The organism is Actinophytocola xanthii, from assembly GCF_001921205.1.
In the GTDB taxonomy this organism is placed as follows: domain Bacteria; phylum Actinomycetota; class Actinomycetes; order Mycobacteriales; family Pseudonocardiaceae; genus Actinophytocola; species Actinophytocola xanthii.
On the sequence record NZ_MSIE01000069.1, the window covers coordinates 13,442 to 32,525 of the forward strand.

Annotated in this window: 21 protein-coding genes; 17 read left to right on the forward strand and 4 right to left on the reverse strand. The window is 72.9% G+C overall.

Annotated elements, in window-relative coordinates:
• Window positions 1-8 precede the first annotated feature (8 nt).
• From BU204_RS30635 to BU204_RS30665, 7 genes are read left to right on the forward strand one after another with little or no spacing between them, the layout of a single operon-like run.
• Window positions 9-347, forward strand: a complete 339-nt coding sequence (locus tag BU204_RS30635) for a hypothetical protein (protein ID WP_143229873.1) — start codon at window positions 9-11, stop codon at window positions 345-347.
• Window positions 344-928 (forward strand): hypothetical protein, encoded by a 585-nt coding sequence (locus BU204_RS30640; RefSeq protein WP_075129272.1) that lies wholly within the window; start codon window positions 344-346, stop codon window positions 926-928. The genes BU204_RS30635 and BU204_RS30640 overlap by 4 nt, the downstream gene beginning before the upstream one ends.
• Complete coding sequence (locus BU204_RS30645) at window positions 925-1,272, forward strand: hypothetical protein (protein ID WP_075129273.1); 348 nt, start codon at window positions 925-927, stop codon at window positions 1,270-1,272. The genes BU204_RS30640 and BU204_RS30645 overlap by 4 nt, the downstream gene beginning before the upstream one ends.
• A gap of 7 nt (window positions 1,273-1,279) precedes the next feature.
• The gene (locus tag BU204_RS30650; protein ID WP_075129274.1) at window positions 1,280-2,077 is read left to right on the forward strand and encodes an SDR family NAD(P)-dependent oxidoreductase; all 798 of its coding nucleotides are present in this window, start codon (window positions 1,280-1,282) and stop codon (window positions 2,075-2,077) included.
• Window positions 2,070-3,539: a pyridoxal phosphate-dependent decarboxylase family protein gene (locus BU204_RS30655; RefSeq protein ID WP_075129275.1), complete on the forward strand. Its 1,470-nt coding sequence runs from the start codon at window positions 2,070-2,072 to the stop codon at window positions 3,537-3,539. The genes BU204_RS30650 and BU204_RS30655 overlap by 8 nt, the downstream gene beginning before the upstream one ends.
• Window positions 3,540-3,563: 24 nt before the next feature.
• Complete coding sequence (locus tag BU204_RS30660) at window positions 3,564-4,667, forward strand: pyridoxal-phosphate-dependent aminotransferase family protein (RefSeq protein WP_075129276.1); 1,104 nt, start codon at window positions 3,564-3,566, stop codon at window positions 4,665-4,667.
• Window positions 4,664-5,962, forward strand: coding sequence for an APC family permease (locus BU204_RS30665; protein ID WP_075129277.1), 1,299 nt, complete (start codon window positions 4,664-4,666; stop codon window positions 5,960-5,962). Before BU204_RS30660 ends, BU204_RS30665 begins: the two co-directional genes overlap by 4 nt.
• On the opposite strand, the gene BU204_RS30670 is transcribed toward BU204_RS30665, so the two are convergent.
• Together BU204_RS30670 and BU204_RS30675 are read right to left on the reverse strand one after the other, a co-directional pair.
• On the reverse strand, window positions 5,937-6,878 hold the full coding sequence (locus BU204_RS30670; protein ID WP_198943048.1) for a Rossmann-fold NAD(P)-binding domain-containing protein: 942 nt from the start codon (window positions 6,876-6,878) through the stop codon (window positions 5,937-5,939). The genes BU204_RS30665 and BU204_RS30670 overlap by 26 nt on opposite strands.
• Window positions 6,879-6,933: 55 nt before the next feature.
• Window positions 6,934-8,097: an aminotransferase class I/II-fold pyridoxal phosphate-dependent enzyme gene (locus BU204_RS30675; RefSeq protein WP_233160774.1), complete on the reverse strand. Its 1,164-nt coding sequence runs from the start codon at window positions 8,095-8,097 to the stop codon at window positions 6,934-6,936.
• 151 nt (window positions 8,098-8,248) lie between these two features.
• On the opposite strand from BU204_RS30675, the gene BU204_RS42045 reads away from it, so the two are divergent.
• From BU204_RS42045 to BU204_RS30705, 7 genes are all read left to right on the forward strand, one after another.
• Window positions 8,249-8,377 (forward strand): hypothetical protein, encoded by a 129-nt coding sequence (locus BU204_RS42045; RefSeq protein ID WP_269844671.1) that lies wholly within the window; start codon window positions 8,249-8,251, stop codon window positions 8,375-8,377.
• Between the two features lie 87 nt (window positions 8,378-8,464).
• Entirely contained in the window at window positions 8,465-9,334 is an 870-nt protein-coding gene (locus tag BU204_RS30680; RefSeq protein WP_075129279.1) for a JmjC domain-containing protein, read from the forward strand.
• Between the two features lie 4 nt (window positions 9,335-9,338).
• Window positions 9,339-10,175, forward strand: a complete 837-nt coding sequence (locus BU204_RS30685) for a JmjC domain-containing protein (RefSeq protein WP_075129280.1) — start codon at window positions 9,339-9,341, stop codon at window positions 10,173-10,175.
• Window positions 10,172-11,359, forward strand: coding sequence for a YcaO-like family protein (locus tag BU204_RS30690; RefSeq protein WP_075129297.1), 1,188 nt, complete (start codon window positions 10,172-10,174; stop codon window positions 11,357-11,359). Before BU204_RS30685 ends, BU204_RS30690 begins: the two co-directional genes overlap by 4 nt.
• Window positions 11,356-12,660, forward strand: a complete 1,305-nt coding sequence (locus tag BU204_RS30695) for a TfuA-like protein (RefSeq protein ID WP_075129281.1) — start codon at window positions 11,356-11,358, stop codon at window positions 12,658-12,660. The genes BU204_RS30690 and BU204_RS30695 overlap by 4 nt, the downstream gene beginning before the upstream one ends.
• A gap of 32 nt (window positions 12,661-12,692) precedes the next feature.
• The gene (locus BU204_RS30700; protein WP_198943049.1) at window positions 12,693-14,159 is read left to right on the forward strand and encodes an NAD(P)/FAD-dependent oxidoreductase; all 1,467 of its coding nucleotides are present in this window, start codon (window positions 12,693-12,695) and stop codon (window positions 14,157-14,159) included.
• A 31-nt stretch (window positions 14,160-14,190) separates the two neighbouring features.
• Window positions 14,191-15,435 carry an MFS transporter gene (locus BU204_RS30705; RefSeq protein ID WP_083661786.1) on the forward strand — a complete coding sequence of 415 codons (1,245 nt, stop codon included), beginning with the start codon at window positions 14,191-14,193 and terminating at the stop codon, window positions 15,433-15,435.
• Between the two features lie 92 nt (window positions 15,436-15,527).
• Here BU204_RS30705 and BU204_RS30710 read toward each other — a convergent pair whose 3' ends face one another.
• Entirely contained in the window at window positions 15,528-16,703 is a 1,176-nt protein-coding gene (locus BU204_RS30710; protein ID WP_332888600.1) for an acyl-CoA dehydrogenase family protein, read from the reverse strand.
• A gap of 204 nt (window positions 16,704-16,907) precedes the next feature.
• On the opposite strand from BU204_RS30710, the gene BU204_RS30715 reads away from it, so the two are divergent.
• From BU204_RS30715 to BU204_RS42050, 3 genes are all read left to right on the forward strand, one after another.
• On the forward strand, window positions 16,908-17,372 hold the full coding sequence (locus BU204_RS30715; protein WP_075129283.1) for an SgcJ/EcaC family oxidoreductase: 465 nt from the start codon (window positions 16,908-16,910) through the stop codon (window positions 17,370-17,372).
• Window positions 17,373-17,398: 26 nt separating this feature from the next.
• Window positions 17,399-17,878, forward strand: coding sequence for an SgcJ/EcaC family oxidoreductase (locus BU204_RS30720; protein WP_075129284.1), 480 nt, complete (start codon window positions 17,399-17,401; stop codon window positions 17,876-17,878).
• 124 nt (window positions 17,879-18,002) lie between these two features.
• Window positions 18,003-18,131: a hypothetical protein gene (locus BU204_RS42050; protein ID WP_269844672.1), complete on the forward strand. Its 129-nt coding sequence runs from the start codon at window positions 18,003-18,005 to the stop codon at window positions 18,129-18,131.
• Window positions 18,132-18,270: 139 nt separating this feature from the next.
• Here BU204_RS42050 and BU204_RS30725 read toward each other — a convergent pair whose 3' ends face one another.
• Window positions 18,271-19,005, reverse strand: a complete 735-nt coding sequence (locus BU204_RS30725; RefSeq protein WP_075129285.1) for an SAM-dependent methyltransferase — start codon at window positions 19,003-19,005, stop codon at window positions 18,271-18,273.
• Window positions 19,006-19,084: the final 79 nt, after the last annotated feature.

Below are 19,084 nucleotides of genomic sequence, written 5' to 3' on the forward strand. Positions count from 1 at the left end.
AGAAGCCGATGGGAGACAACAACGAGGTGTCACCGGACTTCGGCCTGGTCCGGCCGGTGTCGCTGCCGGCAGACGGCCGCATGCCGGACGCGGTGTCCGGGGCGTCGAGCCGAGCCGAGTACGACGGGTACTTCCGGCTCGTCCGGGAACAGTCGGATTTCCTGTCCTGGTCACGGTCCTGTCTGGACGTCCAGCGCCGGGTCCTGGCCGACCTCGAGTCGACCGACCTGTCCGCGCAGGACCGCTACGACATCCTCGCCGGCTGCGTCGTCGTGCTGCTCCACACGCTGGAGCGCTGGCACAGCCGGTACGAGCGCCCCGGGCAGGCACCGGAGGCGGCGGCGTGACCGCACTGGACCGGGCCATGCTGGCGGTACCGGGCCTGGACAAGGCGGTCCTGCGGTGGAAGCTCGGCCACCAGCTGTTCCACCTGCATCTCGCGGCGATGAACACGCTGCTCGACTCCGCGGCGAACGCCCTCCGGGGCGCCCGGTGGGGCGAGCTGGCCGAGACGTTCGACGAGCTGCGGGTGCTCTACGACGCGGCGACGGCCACGATGCACTACGCGGCGGACTTCCCGCGGGCGCTCTACGAGCAGGTGATCCGGCCCTCGATGGCGCCGCCGTTCACCAGCCCCGGGTTCTCCGGGACCCTCAACCGCGAGCACGAGCAGATGATCGACCGACTGCGCGAGCTGCGCAGGCGGACCAAGGAGTTGCGCCGCCACGGCGGCCTGCCCGACCTCGTGCACGCGGCGGCCGGCCGGCTGCTGGCCGCCCAGTCCCGCAACCGGCGCGACCATGTCTTCGTGTGTACGCGGTTCGTCCCCGAGGGCACCTCGCTGCTCAACGAGTACTTCCAGGCCAGAGATCAGGCCGGCGCCGAGTCGTCGTCCACAGGAGAAACAACGGAGGCAGGAGAGCAATGATTCACGTCCTCGAGACCTGGCGCATCAAGCCCGAGTTCACCGACCGCATCCCCGAGCTCATGCAGCGAATGGACGACCTGGTCGGCCCACCCGCGCACGAGCACCCGGCCTTCCTCGGCCATGCCACGTTCCTGCAGCACGACGACGAGCCGACCCGGGTGGACGTGCTGTACCCGTGGCGCAGCCGCGAGGAGGCCGAGGCGCTCACCGCCGGCGAGGGCCCGCTGATCGACGACTTCCAGGCCCGCTACTGCTCGGTCCCGCGCGAGATCGTCTACCTCACCGAGGTCCCGCACGAGCACGACCACGACCACGAGCACGACCACAACCACGGCGAGGAGTGAGCCGGCGATGCGTGTGGCACTGGTGACCGGGGGTGCCAGGGGCATCGGGGCCGCCCTCTGCGAGCGGCTGGTGGCCGACGGCATGCACGTGGCGGTGAACTACCGCTCCGACGCCGCGAGCGCAGAGTCCCTTGTGGACCGATTGTGCTCGGCCGGCGGGCAGGCCGTCGCGCTGCGGGCCGACGTGTGCGATCCCGAGCAGGCCCAGCACCTGGTGCGGGCCACGGCCGAGCACTTCGGCGTCGGTGCCACCGTGCTCGTCAACAACGTCGGGGAGTTCACGCTGAGCCCGGTCGCCGCCACCTCCGCGCGTCGCTGGGACTCCATCATGGACAGCAACCTGAACTCCACGTTCTACGTGACCAGGGCGGTGCTTCCGACCATGCGGGAGCGGCGGTACGGGCGCGTGGTCAACCTCGGCCTCAGCCCGACCGTCCTCGTGCGTGGCGCGCCGAACATCGCCGCCTACGCGGTGGCCAAGACCGGCGTCGCCGTGCTCACCCGGTCGCTCGCGGCCGAGGAGGCCCGCCACGGCATCACCGTGAACTGCGTGGCGCCCGGCCTGATCGACAACGGCCACCTCCCGCCCGAGCAGGCCGCCTGGATGGCCAGGCGGGTGCCGGCGGGCCGGCTCGGGACCGGTCGCGACATCGCCGAGGCGGTGGCGTTCCTGGTCTCCGACCGCGCCGACTACGTCTCGGGAACGACGCTCACCGTGTCCGGCGGCTGGGACTGGGAGGACCGCACGGTGGCCCACGACGGCGAGGTCACCGAGCTGTTCGAGGACGAGGCGGCGAATGTCTGAGCGGGTCGGCGACTGGGCGCCGGCGGAGTTCGAGCGGCACGGGCGCGAGCTCCTCGCGATGGTCCGGGAGCACTTCGAGTCGGTGCGGGAGGTGCCGGTGACCGTGCCGCGGACCAGCGCCGAGCTGATGGACGCGCTGCGGGCGCCGCTGCCCGAGGCGGGGGAGGACTTCGCCCGCGTCCTGGCCGACACCCGCGACCGGGTGCTGCCGCACGTCGTGCACTGGAACCACCCGTCGTTCCACGCCTACTTCGCCAACAGCGCGAGCTTCCCGGGTGTCCTGGCCGAGACGCTGACCGCCGCGATGAACGTCAACGCCATGCTGTGGAAGAGCGGGCCGGCCGCCTCCGCGCTCGAACGCGTCGTGCTGGACTGGGTCGCCGAGCTGGTCGGCTACCCGGCCGGCGCCGACAGCGTCCTGGTCAACGGCGCGTCCCTGGCCACCCTCTACGCCCTGGCCGCCGCCCGGGACGCCGCGCTCGGCGACGACGTGCGGGTCAACGGCGTCCCGGCCGGCGCGACGCTGCGGGTCTACACCTCCGAGCAGGCGCACAGCTCGGTGGACAAGGCGGCGATCACGCTGGGCATCGGCCAGGCCAACGTGGTGCGCCTGCCCGTCGACGAGCACTACCGGTTGCGCCCCGAGGTACTCGAGGAGGCGATCCGGCGGGACCTCGCCGCGGGCGCGGTGCCGGTCGCGGTCGTCGCCACCGTCGGCACCACCTCCGTCGGCGCAGCGGACCCGGTCGCGCCGGTCGCCGAGGTGTGCGCCCGGCACGGCGTCTGGCTGCACGTCGACGCCGCGTTCGGCGGCTTCTGGCGCCTCGCGCCCTCGCTCACCGACGCGGTTGAGGACCTCTCGCCGGCGGACTCGCTGGTGGTGAACCCGCACAAGTGCCTGTACGTGCCGATGGAGGCGACCGTGCTGCACTGCCGGCGCCGCGGCGCGCTGGCCCGCACCTTCCGGCTGGTGCCCGAGTACCTGACCTCCCACCAGGACGCGGACACGGTGGACTTCATGGACCTCTCACCGCAGCTGGGGCGAAGCTTCCGGGCGCTCAAGCTGTGGTGGGTGATCCGGTCGTTCGGCCGCGCCGGGCTCGCCCGGCGGCTGGAGAACAGCGTCGGCCAGGCGCGGTGGCTGCGGGCCAGCGTCGAGCGCCACCCCGACTGGCACTGCCCGGTGACCTCGCTCTACCCGCTGGTCTGCCTGCGCTTCGAGCCGGCCGCGCTGCGGGGGCGCCGCGCGGAGGTCGACGCGCTCAACGCGGCGGTCGTCGAGGAGGTCAACGCCTCCGGCTCGGCGTTCGTGTCGCACGCCGTGGTCGAGGAGGGCTATGTGATCCGGGTGTCGATCGGGAACATCCACACCACGCACGAGGACGTCGAGCGGCTCTGGGAGCTGCTCACCGCCGTGGCGGCGCGGCTGTCCCCGGCACCGGCCGCCAGCCCGGCCGCCTGAGCCGGGCAAGGGGAAGGGAACGCCATGAGCACGGTCACCTCGGCCTGGGCCGCCCACGAGCACCTGATGATCCCCGGCCCCTGCCGGCTGGACCCCGACGACGAGGAGATCCTGGGCCGGCCGATCCAGCCGCACTACGGCGCACACTGGGTGCCGCGGCTGCGGCAGGCGCTCGCCGACCTCAGCGCGCTGCTCGGCTCGCGGCACACCTACCTGATCCCCGGCTCCGGCTCGGCGGCGCTCGACGCGGCCATGTCCAACCTGTTCGAGCCGGGGCAGCGGGTGGTCGTCGTCGAGTCCGGCTACTTCGGCGCCCGCCTCGCGGCCATGGCCCGCGCCCACGGCCTGGTCGTGGCGACCGTCCCGTGCGAGCCCGGGCTGCCGGTCGACCCGCGGCGGGTGGCCGAGGTGCTGCCGGGCAGCGACGGTGTGCTGGTCACCCACGTGGAGACCGCGACCGCGGTACGCCACCCGGTGCGGCAGCTGGCCGAGCTGGCCCACGCGCAGGGCGCGGTGATCCTCGTCGACGCCGTCGCGGCGGCGGGCGGCGAGCACATCGACATGACCGGGATGGGCCTCGACGCCCTGGTGACCGCGTCGCAGAAGGGGCTCGGCGGCGCCCCGGGCCTGGGCGTGGTCGCGCTCACCGACCGCGGCCGCGACCGGGTCCACAGCCGCTCCTGCCGGCCGCCCACCTGGTTCTTCGATTTGCTGACCTGGGACAGGGCCGCGCGGGAGAGCCCGGACTGGGAGCCGACGCCGGTGACCATGCCGACCAACCTGGTGCACGTGCTGGCCAGCAGCGTCGCCCGCATCCACGCGGTGGGGGCACAGGCCTTCCTCGCCCGGCGCGCGGCGCTGGCCGCGGAGTGCCGGGAAGGGCTGCGGCGGCTCGGGCTCGCCGTGTCCGCGCCGGAGGAGTGCGCGGCGAGCCTGGTCGTGGTGGCCAGGGACCCACGGGCCGACCGGATCCGCGAGCACCTCGGGCGCAACGCCGGGATCATGGTGGCCGGCGGACTGACCCCCTACGCCGAGCACGAGGCGTTCCGCATCGGGCTCGTCGGGCGGGCGGCCAGCGGGCCGATGGTGGAGCTGCTCCTGCACGAGATCGGCGAGGCGCTCCGATGAGCCAGCCGACCTCGGCGCCGACGGCGGGCACGCCCGCGCCCACCGAGCTGCGGCGGTCGATCCGCGTGCCCGGGCTCGTCGTGCACTACGTCACCTCGGTGATCGGGACCGGGATCCTCATCCTGCCCGGGCACGCCGCCGCCGAGGCGGGGCCGCTGTCGCTCGTGGCCTGGGTCGTGCTGGTCATCTACTCCTACCCGTTGGGGCTGGTCTTCGCCCGGCTCTCGATCCGCCACCCGACCAGCCGCGGCATCGCGGAGTTCATCGAGTACGCGTTCGGGGGCAGAGCGGCCAGGTGGACCTCCTCGTTCCTGATGCTGACCCTGCTCGTGGCCAACCCGGTACTCGGCCTCGCGGCGGCGCGCTACCTGCTCGGCAGCTGGGACCCCGAGCCGGACACCCTGGCGGTCGCCGGGGTCGGCTTCCTGCTGATGGTCGGGTCGATCCTGTTCAACCTGCTCGGAGTGAAGGTGAGCGGCCGGGTCCAGGGCCTGGTGCTCGGCGCCCTGGTCGGCTTCCTGGTGGTCGTGATGGTCATCTCGCTGCCGCACGCCGACCCGGCCAACCTCCAGCCGGTCGCCCCGCACGGCTGGCTCGCCGCCGGCCAGGCGCTGATCATCTGCTTCTTCGGGTTCATCGGCTGGGAGAACGCGGCGCCGGTCGCCGAGGAGGTCGTCGAGCCGCGCCGGACCTACCCGAGGGCGATCCTCTGGGCGGTGCTCGCGGTGGGCGCGCTCTACCTCGCGATGTCGGTCACGGTCGTGCTGGTGCTGCCGGCCGGCGCGACCGAGGGCAGCCAGATCACCGCGTTCGCCACCCTGCTGCAGGTGGCCAGCGGCCGCGAGGTCGCGCTGGTCGGGAACGTGGTCGCGATCGTGCTGCTGCTGCTGGCCAGCAACGCGTGGGTGATGGGCACCTCGAGGGTGGTCTACTCCGCGGCCAGGGACGGGATGCTCCCCTCCGCGCTGGCCAGGACCTCGGGGCGGGACGCGGTGCCCTACGCCGCCCTGCTCGCCCTGGTACCGGGCTACGCGGTCCCGGTCGGCCTGCTGGCGCTCACCGGCAGCACCGAGACGAGGTTGATCACCGCGACCTCGGCGGCGTTCCTGCTGATCTTCCTGGCCACGTTCCTCGCCGCCCGGCGCCTGCTGAGCGGGCGGGGGATCCGCCTGTGTGTCCTGTTGGTCACCGTGGGCACCGTGGCGATCCTGCCGTTCTTCGGCACCAGCCTGCTCTACGCGGCGGCGCTCATCGGCGTCGCGTTCCTGCTCACGCTGCCCAGAGGGCGGTGGTGACGGCGGAGGCGACCGCCGCGTCCGCGGCGCCGATGCCGGTGAGGTCGGCGATGGAGAGGACGTCGCGGCCCAGCCGTTTCCGCGGGGTGCAGCCCAGCACGGTGCCGACCGGGACGTCCGCGTCGGCGGCGACCTCACCGGCGCGCACCGCGTTGCCGAAGTCGCCGTGGTCGAGGCACTGGTCGTGGTCGTCGGTGGCGATGAGGGTGGCTTGGGCGAACAGCTCCGGGGGCAGCTCGTTCTTCCCCGGCATGTCGGTGCCGATCGCCGTGATGTGCTTGGCCAGGGCGAACCTGGAGGCCGGGGCGAGGGGCGCGGTGGCCGGCGTCGCGGCGATCACGCAGGGTTGGGAGGCGGCGCGCTCGGCGGCGCCCGGCTCGGCGGCCACGCCGGCGGCGCGCAGGTCGGCGCAGACCTCCGCGGCGGCCGCGGGGCGGCGGCCCCAGACCACGACCTGGGTGACTGGGCGCAGCTCGCGCAGCCACTCGACCTGGAGGCGGGCCTGGGGGCCGGTGCCGAGGACGCCCACCTGGGTCACACCGGCCGGGGTGAGCGCGTGGGTGACCAGCGCACCGGCGGCTGCGGTCCGCCAGGCGGTGAGCCACCCCTCGTCGGCGAGTGCGGCGACCGGGCGCCCGGTGGACGCGTCGATCACGAGCAGGAGGCCGTCGTTGGCCGGGAGCCCGCGCCCGGGGAAGCCGGTCGCCACCTTGACGGCGAAATGGGGCATGCCCTTCACGTAGCCCGTCTTCACGTGGCAGTCGCCGGCCGGGAAGTCCAGGTGCGCCGGTGGCGGGAGCACGGTCGCGCCCTCGGCGTGCGCGACGAGGGCGCACCGGACCGCGTCCAGCACCAGGCTCCTCGTCGCCACGGCGGTGATGTCGGCCAGACCGACGACCGGCAGCTGCTTGCTCACTGGTCCACCTCCTCAGGATCGTGGCTGTTGGTGGTCGTGGGCGCGGCAGGAGGCCTCATCGGCGCTCGTCCAGCCAGCTCGCCCAGCGGTCGAGCGCCTCGCCCGGGTCCGCCCGGCCGACACCGATGCGGAAGCGGTCGGTGGGCACCGCGGTCAGCTCCGAGCGGTAGATGCTCGCCGGCAGCAGCAGCACGCCCGCCTGCTCCACCAGCTCCGCGCACATCGCCTCCACGCCGTCGGAACCCAGGTAGCGCGGGAAGCTCACGCAGCCGCCCCGCGGCGGCTCCCAGGCGAACAGGTCGGGATGGGCGTCGAGGAACGCGCGCACCACGGGGACGTTCTCGGCGATGATCCGTCGGTTGCGGCCCAGGATCCGCTCCCGGGCCCGCAGCGCGATGACGGCCAGCGCCTCGCTCGGGCCCGGGTTGCAGATCGACGAGTAGTGCTTGGCCCGCTCCAGCCGCTCGAGCACCGCGCCGTCGCGGCAGGCGATCCAGCCCACCCGCAGCCCGCCCAGGCCGTAGGCCTTCGACAGCACGTTGAGCGAGACGGCCGAGGAGGAGAGGTCGGCCGCCTGGGGCAGGGTGTCGCGGGGGTCCAGCTCGACGCCGCGGTAGACCTCGTCGCTGAACAGGCGCACCCCGCGCTCGTCGCACAGCTCCACCAGCCGCCGCCAGGTCCGCTGGTCGGGCACGGTGCCGGTGGGGTTGTTCGGGAAGTTGACCGACACCAGCCGGGTGTTCGGCCGCAGCGCACGCTCGACCTCCGCGAGGTCGAGTGCCCAGCCCTGGTCCTCGCGCAGGGCGACGCCGGTGACCTCGCAGATCGCCAGGGGCACGGTCTCGGCCGCCTGGTAGTTGGGCGTGACCACCACGGCGTGGTCGCCCCGGTCGAGCAGGACCTGCATCGCCAGGGTGATGCCCTCGGCCGCGCCGGCGAAGCAGATCACCTGCTCGGCGTCCACCCGCTCGTAGGTCTCGGCGATCGCCGCCCGCAGGGCGGGCAGGCCGAAGGTCTCGCTGTAGCCGAGCCGAAGGGTCTCCCACCGGGCGCGGTCCTCCTCGCCGGCCATCGCCAGCAGCTCCGCCATCGAGACCGTCTCCGCGTCGGAGGCGGTCAGGTGGTACGGGGCGACGAACTCCCACCTCGAGAAGTACTCCTCGAGCCGGAAGGTGGGCAGCGCGGGCATCGGCAGGCCCTTCCTCTCGCCGGGGGCCAACGACCGATTCTGTTCCCGCACAGCCGGTCCGGGCATCTCTCCCGATGCCTCCCGCAGCGCAACCTCGAAGTGGCCGCCCGGTCCGAGGAGGCACAACGCTGTAGTCGCAGCTGCAAACACCAATGTCGGAAACCGAACTGGAGGAGTGGCCATGGGTGAGATCACCACGCTGCTTGCCGCGACCGAGGACGAGGCCCTGGCGGCCTCCGGCGCCATGGACGTCGACCTCGGCGAGGCCGTCGCGAACTCGATCGTCGTGGGTGCGCCCGCCGGCGTCTGAGTTCGCCACCCGGGTGGTGATGCCGCACCTCTACTGCGGCATCACCCCCCGTTCCTCCACTCCGGACCCATGAGCGGGTGAGACGAGATGACCCCACTGCACTCCCTGCTGAGCGAGCAGGGTGAGCTGCGCCGCGCCTACCACGGGCGCGAGCCCGTCCTGCTGCGCCAGGCGGTCTCCACCGAGGGACTGCCCACCAGCGCGGAGATCGACGCCCTCATCGACGCCAGCTTGCTCAGGTGGCCGTACCTCACGCTGTTCCAGGACGGTGTCCGGGCGCCGCTGTCCGAGGTGACCACCAGCCGGCGGATCCGCGGCCAGCAGGTCGACGGGTTCCTCAACCCCGACGGCGTGCGCAGGCACCTCGCGGCCGGGGCGACCCTGCGGATGAGCGAGGTCCAGCACTGGAACCCGACGACCCGCCGGCAGGTCGAGGAGCTCGCCACGACTTTCCCCACCGACGTCACCTCGCTCATGTTCCTCACCCCGGAGGGCAAGCGAGGGCTGCTGCCGCACCGGGACGGGTCCCGCACGATCGTCGTCCAGCTCGAGGGCGCCAAGGAGTGGCACCTCTACTGGTCCGAGGACGGGGACACCCCCGACCCGACCCTCGACGTCGACCCGGCCAGCGAGGTCGACTCGTTCGTCCTGCGGCCGGGGGACGTGCTGTTCATGCCCTACGCCTACGGCCACGCCGCCAGCGCGGTCGGGGAGACCTCGCTGCACATCACCTTCCTGATGGCCGAGCCGAGCCCCGACGAGCTGCTGGGCGCCCTCGTCGCCGAGTGGCTCGGGACCGAGCGGATGTCCGCGCTGCTCCGCCAGCACAGCACGCTGTCGCTGCCGGAGACCGTGGAGACCGTCCTCGCCGAGCTGGAGAAGTTCGCGCACGAGGTGGACACCGACGGAGTGCTCGCCAGGGCCCTCACCACGATCAACACCAGGGACGGGTCGTGAACCCATGAGCACCACCCCGCGACAGCTCGCCGACCGCCTCGCCGCGCTCGCCCGGGAGAACTGGAACCGTGAGCCCGCCGTGCTCGCCGGCCACCAGGCCCCCGTCCTCACCGAGCGGGAGATCCTCGAGACAGTCGACTGTGGACTGTTGTGCTGGCCCTACTTCAGCGTGCTCCGCGACGGCGTCGCGCTGCCCGCCGCCGGGCTGACCACCAACCGCCGGGTGCTCAACGTCGCCCCGGGCGGGTACGTGCACCGCGGCGCGCTGCTGGAGCAGCTCCGCGCCGGCGCCACCCTGCGGCTCGACCAACTCGAGGACTGGCACCCGCGGGTGCGGCCGCTGGTCGACCGGCTGCGCGGCGCCTTCGACGCGCGGGTGAGCGCCTCGGTCCTGCTCACCCCGGCCGGTGGGCCGAGCACGGCCCCGGCCACCGCGCCCGCGGGCCACGTGCTCGCCGTCCAGCTCGAGGGCGAGGCCGAGTGGACGCCGGTCCCGCCGGCGGAGGAGGACGGGGCCGACCCGGCGCCGCCGCTGCGGGCCGCGGCCGGCGACCTGCTCTACGTCCCGCGCGGCTGGGCCTACCGGGTCGCCCCGGTCGGCGGCACCGCGCTGCACCTCGCGGTCGTCGTCCAGACCCCGACCGTCCAGGACGTCCTCGGCGCCACCCTGCGCGAGTTGAAGCGGCGCATCGGGGCGACCGAGCAGGCCGCGCGCCACCACCTCGTCTCCCCGGCGGAGAAGTCCCGGTGGGTCCGCGACCTCGTCCTGGAGTACTGCACCGAGCCCGACCCGAGTGCGGTCGGCGAGACCGCGCTGACCCTGTGCCGGAGCCGGTCGTGAGCGCCCCGACCGCACCCGCGGCGGGGCCGGGCATACTGCGCGAGCGCACCCCCGAGCGCACCTGGGAGCTGGTGGCGCCGCGTATGCCCGCCTACGGCATCACCCGGGTGGCCGAGCTGACCGGGCTGGACACCATCGGCATGCCGGTCTACATGGCCGTCCGCCCGCTCGGCCACACGATGTGCGTCAGCCAGGGCAAGGGCACGACGCGGCTGAACGCGCGGATCTCGGCGGTGATGGAGGCCATCGAGATCTTCCTCTGCGAGCGGTTCCACCCCGCGGACACCTTCGTCGCGACCGCGGCCGAGCTGGACCTGCCCTACAGCACCACCGAGGTGACCCCCACCGAGCAGTCGGTGGTGTCCGACCGCTTCCCGATGCCCTGGGTGCCGGCGACCTCGCTGGGGGACGGCGCGCGGCTGGCCGTGCCGCTGCACTCGGTGGCCCTGGACGGCATCTGCGACGACACCTGGCGCCCGCGGACGGTCTTCGCCTCCTCCAACGGGCTCGCCGCCGGCAACAGCCTCGCCGAGGCGACCGTCCACGCGCTGCTCGAGGTCGTCGAGCGCTACTCCAGCGCCGGCATGGCCCGCACACCCATCCGGCAGCGCCGGGTGATCGACCTGACCACGCTGCCCGACTGCTGGAGCCGCGACCTGATCGAGCACGTCCAGGACGACGGGTTCTGGGTGGAGGTCGTCGAGTGCTCCGCGGTGCCGGGCACGTCGGCCTTCGCCGTGTTCCTCTGGCGGCCGGACATGCCGAGCATCTACGCCGGGTCGGGCTGCCACGTGCTGCCCGAGCCCGCCCTGCAACGGGCGCTGACCGAAGCGGTGCAGAGCCGCATGTCGGTGGTCAGCGGCCTGCGCGACGACCTCGGCACGGTGGGGTACCGAGGGGTTCGACGGCCGGCCGCGCCACCGGCCGTCGAACCCACCCACACCTGGGCGGACGTGGCGACGCCGGTGGCCGGGACCACGGCCTCCACCGAGCGCCTGCTGGACTGGCTGACCGACCAGGTGAGCGCGATGACCCGCCGGCCCGTGCTGCGGGTCGACCTCACCCCGCCCGGCGAGCCATTCGCCGTCTGCAAGGTGGTCGCCCCCGGCCTGCCGGAGCTGCACCACGAGGCCAACGAGGAGCTGCCGCGCGTGCCCGAGCCGGCCGACCTGGAGCGGTCATGACCGTCCACGTCTTCGCCGGGCCGTCGCTGTCCGGCTCGCCCGTGCTGGGCCTGGCGGGCGTGTGTCACCACCCGCCGATCGCCCACGGCGACCTCTACCGGCTGCGTCCGGGCCCCCAGGACGTCGTGCTGGTCGTGGACGGGCTGTACCAGCACACCGCGCCGATCCGGCACAAGGAGCTCGTCGCCGCCCACGCCGCGGGGACGACCCTCGTCGGCGCGGCGAGCATCGGCGCCTTGCGGGCCGCCGACCTCGTCGGCCACGGCATGACCGGGATGGGCACCGTCTTCGGCTGGTACCGCGACGGCCGGCTGGTCTCCGAGGCCGACGTCGCGCTCATGCACGGCGACGCCGACGTCGACTACCGGGCGTTCACCCACGCCCTGGTCAGCCTGGTCAGCGTCACCGACCGGCTGGTGGCGGCCGGGCGGCTCGCCGAGCCGGACTCGGCCGCGGTCCTGGCGGTCGCCGAGAGCGTCCACTTCGGCCTGCGCACGGCCGCCGCGCTGCTCGCCGCCGCCGAGAACGCCGGGCAGGCCGCCGCCATGCGGCTGGTGCTCGAGGAGCTGCGCCCGGACCGGCTCGGCGACATCAAGCGGATCGACGCCGAGGCCGCCGTGCGCGCGCTGCTGGCCGGGCAGGTGCCCGCCGCGCCCGCGGACGTGGTCGCGGTGCCGGACACCTCCTACGCACGCGAGTGGCGCCTCCAGCACACCCCGGCCACCGCCGACCCGGCCGGGCCCACCGAGCGCCAGGTCCTCGCCTACGCCCAGCTGTTCCTGCCGGACTTCCCGCGCCGGCACACCCGCTACGTCCTGGACCGGCTCACCCCGGAGTACCCGGAGCTGCTCGCCGCCGGCGTGCCGCCGGCCTGGCTGGACGGGCTCGCGGTGGAGGAGCTGGTGGGCCGCGGGGTGCTGGCGCCGGGCGAGGCCGAGCGGCTCGACGCCGCCGAGCTCGCCACCCGGGTCCTGGTGCGCACGTTCCGGCTGCGCTCCGGCCGCCTGGTCTACGAGCACCTGCCACCGGAGCTGGCCGCCGAGCTGCCCGAGCTGGCCGCCGGGTGCACGCGGCTGCTCGAGCTGGACCGCCACGCGATGGCGAAGAACCCGTTCTTCCACCACGGCGACCTGCCGGTGCACCTGGTCGACGCGGCCTTCGCCGCGCTGTGGCGCACCGACGAGGTCCGAACCCACGCACTGGACCGCGGCTTCCGCACGTTCGACGAGTTCCGCGAGCAGGCCCGTCCGTTCTTCGTCGCCGCCCGCGCCGCCGTGGCACTGGCGGCGGGCGCGGCATAGCAACCACGACGGCACCACCCAGGGAGCGAACTGTGGAGACGATCACCAGCAGCGGACAGGGCGACCAGAACTACGACGTGGTCGTCGTCGGCAACGGCGCCCTGGGCCAGTCCCTCGCGCTGACCCTCGCCCGGCGAGGACACCGGGTCGCCATGGTCGGGCGGCCGAACCGGCCGTGGGCGGCCTCCGCGGCGGCCGGGGCGATGCTGGGCTGCTTCGGCGAGATCACCGAGAGCCTGGTCGCCAGCGAGTACGGCCGGCTCAAGCTGAACCTCGACGTGCACGCCGCGCGGATGTGGCCGTCCTGGGCCGCCCAGCTGGCCGAGGAGAGCGGTGGGGAGGACGTCCGCACCGCCGAGGGCACGGTCGTCATCCTCAACACGATCGGCGTGCCCGGCATCGACGACGTCAACTACGCCGCGATCCAGGCCGAGCTGCGCCGCCACGACGAGCCGTTCTCCGACGTCGACCCGGCCGACCTCGAGTGGCTCGACCCCGATCCCGGCGCCCGGCCGCTCAAGGCGTTCCACATCCCCAACGAGCACGCGGTGAACGCCGCCGCCCTGCTCGACCAGCTGCACGTCGCGTTCGTGCGCGCCGGTGGAACCGTCCTGCCCGAGCTCGCGACGCGGGTGGACTACGCCCACGGCCGGGCGCGCGGCGTCGTGCTCGAGTCCGGCTCGCTGGTCCGCGGCGAGCACGTGGTGCTCGCGGCGGGCGTGCGCTCGCAGGACCTGCTCGCCACCGTGCCGGACGTGGCGGCGACGGTGCCCCCGCTGGTCAGCGGCTACGGCGTGTCAGCCCTGGTCCGCACCGGCGACGGCACGGCGCCCGGCAGCGTGATCAGGACCCCGAACCGCGCGTTCGCCTGCGGCCTGCACGTGGTTCCGCGCGGCCAGGGCGAGGTCTACGTCGGGGCCACGAACATCATCTCCACCGACCCGGTGGAGACCGCGGTCATCCGCGACCTGGACTTCCTGCTCGACTGCGCGGGGGCACAGGTGCGCCGCAACCTGCACAACAGCGGGCTGCACAGGGTGCAGGTCGGCAACCGGCCGGTCGCCCTGGACGGGTTCCCGCTGCTGGGCGAGGCGGGCCTGTCCGGGCTGTGGATGATGACCGGGACCTACCGCGACGGGCTGCACCTGTCCCCGCTGCTGGCCGGCGAGATGGCCAGGCGGATCCTCGGCGAGGAGCCCGAGTTCGAGCTCGACGCGTTCCGCCCGGTGCGTGCCCCGATCCAGGCGGCGACGCGCGAGGAGATCGTGGAGGGCGCCGTCGTGCACCAGCTGGCCACCGGCTACGAGTGCGACTGGAAGGTGCCGATCAACTGGCCCTCGCTCATCGAGGCGCAGCTGCGGCCGGCCTATCTCAAGCTGGCCGACGACATCGACCCGACGTTCACCCCGCCGCCCGAGCTGCTGGACGCCGCACGGCTACAGCCCACACTGGTCAAGATGCTCCGCGACTACTACGCCGCGAGCCGGGTCAGCGCATGACGCGTCGGACGAGGGTGAAGGAGACACGGCCATGTCGATGGGGATCTACCGGACGCTGCTGACGATCCCGGGGGCGACGCCGTTCGTCTTGTCGGGCTTCCTGGCCAGGATGCCCATGTCCATGCGACTGCTCGGCTGCCAGCTCCTGGTCACCGCGGCCACCGACTCCTACGCGCTGGGCGGGGCGGTGTCGGCGACGCTGGGCGTCGCCACCGCCGTCGGCCAGCCGGTGCTCGCCCGCCTCGCCGACCGCGGCGGCCAGCGCCCGGTGATCCGCGGCTCGCTGCTCGGGCACGTCGTCGGCGTGCTGGGGTTGATCGCGCTGGTCGCGGCGGGCGCCCCGGTCTGGACCTACTTCACCGGAGCGGCGCTGGTCGGGGTGACCTCGCTGCCCTACGGCTCGCTCGTGCGCGCCCGCTGGGCCGCACTGCTCGACGACGCGGCCCAGCTGCGCGGGGCCTACGCCCTGGAGGCCGTGCTCGACGAGATCATCTACATCATCGGCCCGCTGATGGTCGTGCTCCTGGCGACCTACCTGCTGCCCAGCGCCGGGCTGTGGAGCGCGCTGGTCCTGATGGTGGTCGGCGGGCTGGTGCTGGCGGGCCTGCGCGGGACCGAGCCGCCGCACGGGCCGCCGGACCCGGCGACCGGCGGGCGGGTCCTCGCCATCCCCGGTATGCGGGTGATCGTCGTGCTGTACTTCGGCATCGGCACGCTGCTCGGCTCGAGCGACCTGGCCATGATCGCCTTCGCCGACCGGCTCGGCGCGCCCGGCGCGGCCGGGGTGATGCTCGCGCTGATGTGCCTGGCGAGCATGGTCGCGGGCATCGTGTTCGGGTCGCGGTCCTGGCGCCTGTCGCAGCCCCGGCTGGTCCTGCTCGCGATCGCCGCCCTGTTCGTGCTCTTCCTCCCGCTGCTGCTGGCCGCGTCGGTGCCGGTGATGATCGGGTGCGCGGTCGTGGCCGGCCTCGGCATCTCCCCGGTGCTGGTCTCGAGCAGCCAGCTGATCGCCACCCTGGTCCCACGCAGCTCGATGACGACGGGATTCGCCTACACCGCCAGCGCGGCGGTGCTCGGCATGTCCGCCGGGACGGCGGTGGCCGGCAGCCTGGTGGACAGCCACGGCGACCGCTGGGCCTTCGCGTTCTCCGTCGCTGTCGCCGGCGCGGCCGTCCTCGTGGTCGCCCTCGGCCAGCGGCTGCTCCACGAGCCCGCGGTCCCGGCCGTGGGTCGCGTTCCGGTGCCGTCGGCAGCTGCCGAGGTGGAACCCCGCTGACCACGAAGTCGAACACACAGCCGAACACACAGGCCGAACACACAGGAGATCGCGCCGCCCGGCCGGGCGGCGCGATCTCGTCGTGGTCTTCCTCAGAGGTAGTGGGTGTTGGGCTCCAGCCCACACAGGACGCGGCCGTACAGCTCCAGGTTCGTGTTGGGGTGCATCACGCCGTGCAGGTTGAGCGTCTGCACGTCCCGCTCGATGCGCTGGATCGGCACGTGGCTGTAGATCGAGGACCCGCCGCTCGCGGTGTTGAGGATGTCCACGGCCTCCTTGGCGCGCTGGCAGGTCGCGCCCATGTCCAGCCGGACCCGGGCCCGCTCCTCGAGCGTCCAGGACTCGCCGGCCTCGGCCTTGGCGTCGACGGTGGCGGCGGCGCGGCGGGCGTGGAACTCGGCCTCGTCGATCTTCACCGTGGCCTCGGCCACCTGGAGGTGGGTCAGTGGGGCGTCGCGCTGGCTCTCGTAGGCGGTGTAGCTGATCTTCCGGCCGGGCAGGCGCTCGAAGAAGGCCTCCTTGGCCGCCCGGGCGAGCCCCATCGCCGTGCCGCTCACCGTCGAGCACGCCGTCGGCAGCAGTGGCGCGCGGTAGACCGGCGAGTCCGCGTTGAGTGCCGAGGAGTACTCCTCCCGCAGCACCGGTCCCATCGACAGCACCCGCGCCAGGGGGACGAACACGTCGCGGGCGACGGTGCTCACGCTGCCGGAGCCGCGCAGGCCCGAGGTGTACCAGTCGTCGACGATCTCGAGGTCGGCGATCGGGATCGCGGTCATCACCGGCTGGGGGCCGGTCTCCGGGTCGATCAGGATCACGGCGTTGGTGTTCCAGTGGCTCTGCTGGACGCCCGAGTTGAACGCCCATCTGCCGTTGACGACGATGCCGCCGTCGGTCGGCACGGCGGTCGCGGTGGGGCTGAGGATGCCGCACACCCGGACGTCGGGGGTCGCGAAGATCTCGTCCTGCACCTCGTCCGGGAACATGCCGGCGATCCAGGTGCTGATCATCCACACGGCCGTCGTCCACGACGTGGAGCCGTCGCCCCTGGCCAGCTCGGCGACCACCTCGGACACCGTGCGGACGTCGCTCTCGTACCCGCCGTAGCGCGTCGGTACGCGCATCCTGAACAAGCCGGCATCCGCCATCGCCTCGAGCGCCTCGTCCGCCAGCCGCCGGTTCTCCTCGGCCCACGGCGCGTACTTCTGCAGCAGGGGCACCATGTCGGACGCCCGCTGTACGAGCTCGCTACTCGTCGGTGTGGTCTGCACAGTTACTCCCTCGACGTCGCGGTGGTTCGCCTTGAAATGGCGCCTCCGGGCTACCCGACAATCCCATTCCGCTCCGCCCGCGGCATCTCCGCGAATGCGCACAAGGCGCGGCGCGGTCGGGCAATTCGGCAATTCCGGAGATGACGCGCTGTGCGCGGTCGATGAGCATGGGGTGGATCCGTACTACCGAAGCAGGGAGAAACCGTGTCCGTTGTTGATGATGCCAAGGCTCGACTGGACGACTACTACGGGCCGTTCACGAGCGATCGGGAAAAGGAAGTTCTGTCCGTACCGCTGCGCCTGGTCGCGGCCTGGGCGAAGAACGACGCCAAGGCCGTGGCGGACGTCTTCACCGAGGACGGGACGCTGATCCTGCCCGGTGACGTGTACAAGAAGGGCCGCGAGGAGATCCGGGCGTTCATGGCCGCCGCCTACGCGGGGCCGTTCAAGGGCTCGGGTGTGACCGGCAAGCCCGTCGACGTGCGCTTCGTGAACGACGAGGTGGCGCTGCTGCGCACGCACGGCGGCATCCTCGCCGAGGGCGAGACCGAGATCGACCCGGAGCTCGCGGTCCGGTCCACGTGGGTGGCCGTGAAGCGGGACGGCGAGTGGTTCCTGGCCGGCTACCAGAACAGTCCCCGAGGCGCCGGCGCCACGCTGCGCTGGTGACCCGCCGCCTACCGAGGAGCGCGAGCATGTCCACACCCGCCCAGTCGACGCCCACGGCGTCGGAGATCCTCGCCGCCGTCGGCGTGCCGGAGGACCACTCCTTCTACCGCGAGTTCACCAGCGAGCGGGAGAAGGCGGTCCTGACGGTGCCGCAGCGCATCCAGGCGGCCTGGCTGGCCAACGACGCCGACGCCTTCGCCGGGGTCTTCGCCGAGAACGGCAGCCTGCTCATGCAGGACGACCAGCTCACCAGCGCGGAGGAGATCCGGAGCTACATGGGCGCCGGCTTCCAGGGGCCGTACCGGGGCGCGCACGTCACCGGCTGGCCTCTGCAGGTGGACTTCCTGTCCGAGGACGCCGCCATGGTCATCACCCAGGGCGGCATCATCCTCGACGGGGAGTCCGAGATCGCCCCGGAGCGCGAGATCCGTGCCACCTGGGTCATCGCCCGCCAGGACGGCGAGTGGCGGCTGTTCTCCCATCAGAGCAGCCCCATCAAGGGTTAGGAGCCGTTTTACCGTGCGGGTGAGGAGCGCATTCTGGAGGTGGGTATCCCGGTGTGAAAACCACCATCCTGGTAATCGCAGCTGCTGAACCCAATTCCATTCCCGCTCGACCAGAGGAGTAGTCATGGTTGACATCACCACGCTGCTGGCCGCCACCAACGACGAGGCTCTGTCCGCCTCCGGCGCCAGCGACGTCGACTTCGGCGTGTGCCCCGCGAACTCGCTCGTGTGCGGTGGCAACACCGGCGGCTGAGCGCTGAGCTAGCGGAGGCGGTGGTGCCACGCCTCTACCGTGGCACCGCCGCCTCTCATATCCAGAACGATACCGGAACTCCGCGCGGAGTTCCGGTCGTTCTCGTTTTCGCATGCGCATGCGGGCGAACGGACGGGTCCTAATGGGCGACGGCGATCATTCGGCGGTGCTCGACGGTCAGTGGCCGGCCGTCCTCGCCGTAGCCGTCCACCGCGGGGAAGCCGGCCGCTCCGAGCCAGTCGCGCAGCTCGGGAAACGTGACCAGGCGGTTGAAGAACCGCACCCGCCGGGTGTGGCCGTCACGCACCACCACCCGGTTGATGTGGTTGCGCCCGGTCAGCGGGTCCAGCTGGTGCCGGTCGACGACCAGATCGCGCTCACGCTCGGTCACGACGCTGGTGACCCGGTCCTGAACCAGCCGCGGGTAGTTGACCGTCTCGATCACGAACCGGCCGCCGGGTGCGAGCGCGGCCGCGGCCTGGACCAGCACCTTCCGGTTGTCGGAGTCGTCGAAGAACCCGAAGGCGGATAGCCAGTTGACGATCCGGTCGAACCGGCCCGGCCAGGGCAGGTCCCGCATGTCGCCGTGCACGAACTCGACCGAGACGCCGCGCGCGTCGGCGTCGGCGCGGGCCCGCTCCAGGAACACCGGTGTGGTGTCCAGCCCGGTGACGCGGCAGCCGCGCTGGGCGAGCCGGTTGGCGATCCGGCCGTGACCGCAGGCCAGGTCGAGAACCCGCATTCCTGGCTCGAACTCGAGCAGGTCCCAGATCAGGTCGACGTCGGCGTCGCTGTGCTCCTCCAGCCGGTCGGCGAAGAAATAGAGGTACGCGTCGTCGAACACGCCGGACGCGTCGAACTCTTCCTCGGGCATGGCGCTCAGGCTCCCAGATTCCCGGACCCGTCGCACTGCGAAAGACGCCCCCACCCGGGAACGGGTGGGGGCGTCGCGT

Coding starts and splice junctions, on each gene's coding strand:
- BU204_RS30635 (WP_143229873.1), top strand. CDS start 9: ATGGGAGACAACAACGAGGTGTCACCGGACTTCGGCCTGGTCCGGCCG.
- BU204_RS30645 (WP_075129273.1), top strand. CDS start 925: ATGATTCACGTCCTCGAGACCTGGCGCATCAAGCCCGAGTTCACCGAC.
- BU204_RS30650 (WP_075129274.1), top strand. CDS start 1,280: ATGCGTGTGGCACTGGTGACCGGGGGTGCCAGGGGCATCGGGGCCGCC.
- BU204_RS30655 (WP_075129275.1), top strand. CDS start 2,070: ATGTCTGAGCGGGTCGGCGACTGGGCGCCGGCGGAGTTCGAGCGGCAC.
- BU204_RS30660 (WP_075129276.1), top strand. CDS start 3,564: ATGAGCACGGTCACCTCGGCCTGGGCCGCCCACGAGCACCTGATGATC.
- BU204_RS30665 (WP_075129277.1), top strand. CDS start 4,664: ATGAGCCAGCCGACCTCGGCGCCGACGGCGGGCACGCCCGCGCCCACC.
- BU204_RS42045 (WP_269844671.1), top strand. CDS start 8,249: ATGGGTGAGATCACCACGCTGCTTGCCGCGACCGAGGACGAGGCCCTG.
- BU204_RS30680 (WP_075129279.1), top strand. CDS start 8,465: ATGACCCCACTGCACTCCCTGCTGAGCGAGCAGGGTGAGCTGCGCCGC.
- BU204_RS30685 (WP_075129280.1), top strand. CDS start 9,339: ATGAGCACCACCCCGCGACAGCTCGCCGACCGCCTCGCCGCGCTCGCC.
- BU204_RS30695 (WP_075129281.1), top strand. CDS start 11,356: ATGACCGTCCACGTCTTCGCCGGGCCGTCGCTGTCCGGCTCGCCCGTG.
- BU204_RS30705 (WP_083661786.1), top strand. CDS start 14,191: ATGTCGATGGGGATCTACCGGACGCTGCTGACGATCCCGGGGGCGACG.
- BU204_RS30720 (WP_075129284.1), top strand. CDS start 17,399: ATGTCCACACCCGCCCAGTCGACGCCCACGGCGTCGGAGATCCTCGCC.
- BU204_RS42050 (WP_269844672.1), top strand. CDS start 18,003: ATGGTTGACATCACCACGCTGCTGGCCGCCACCAACGACGAGGCTCTG.
- BU204_RS30725 (WP_075129285.1), bottom strand. CDS start 19,005: ATGCCCGAGGAAGAGTTCGACGCGTCCGGCGTGTTCGACGACGCGTAC.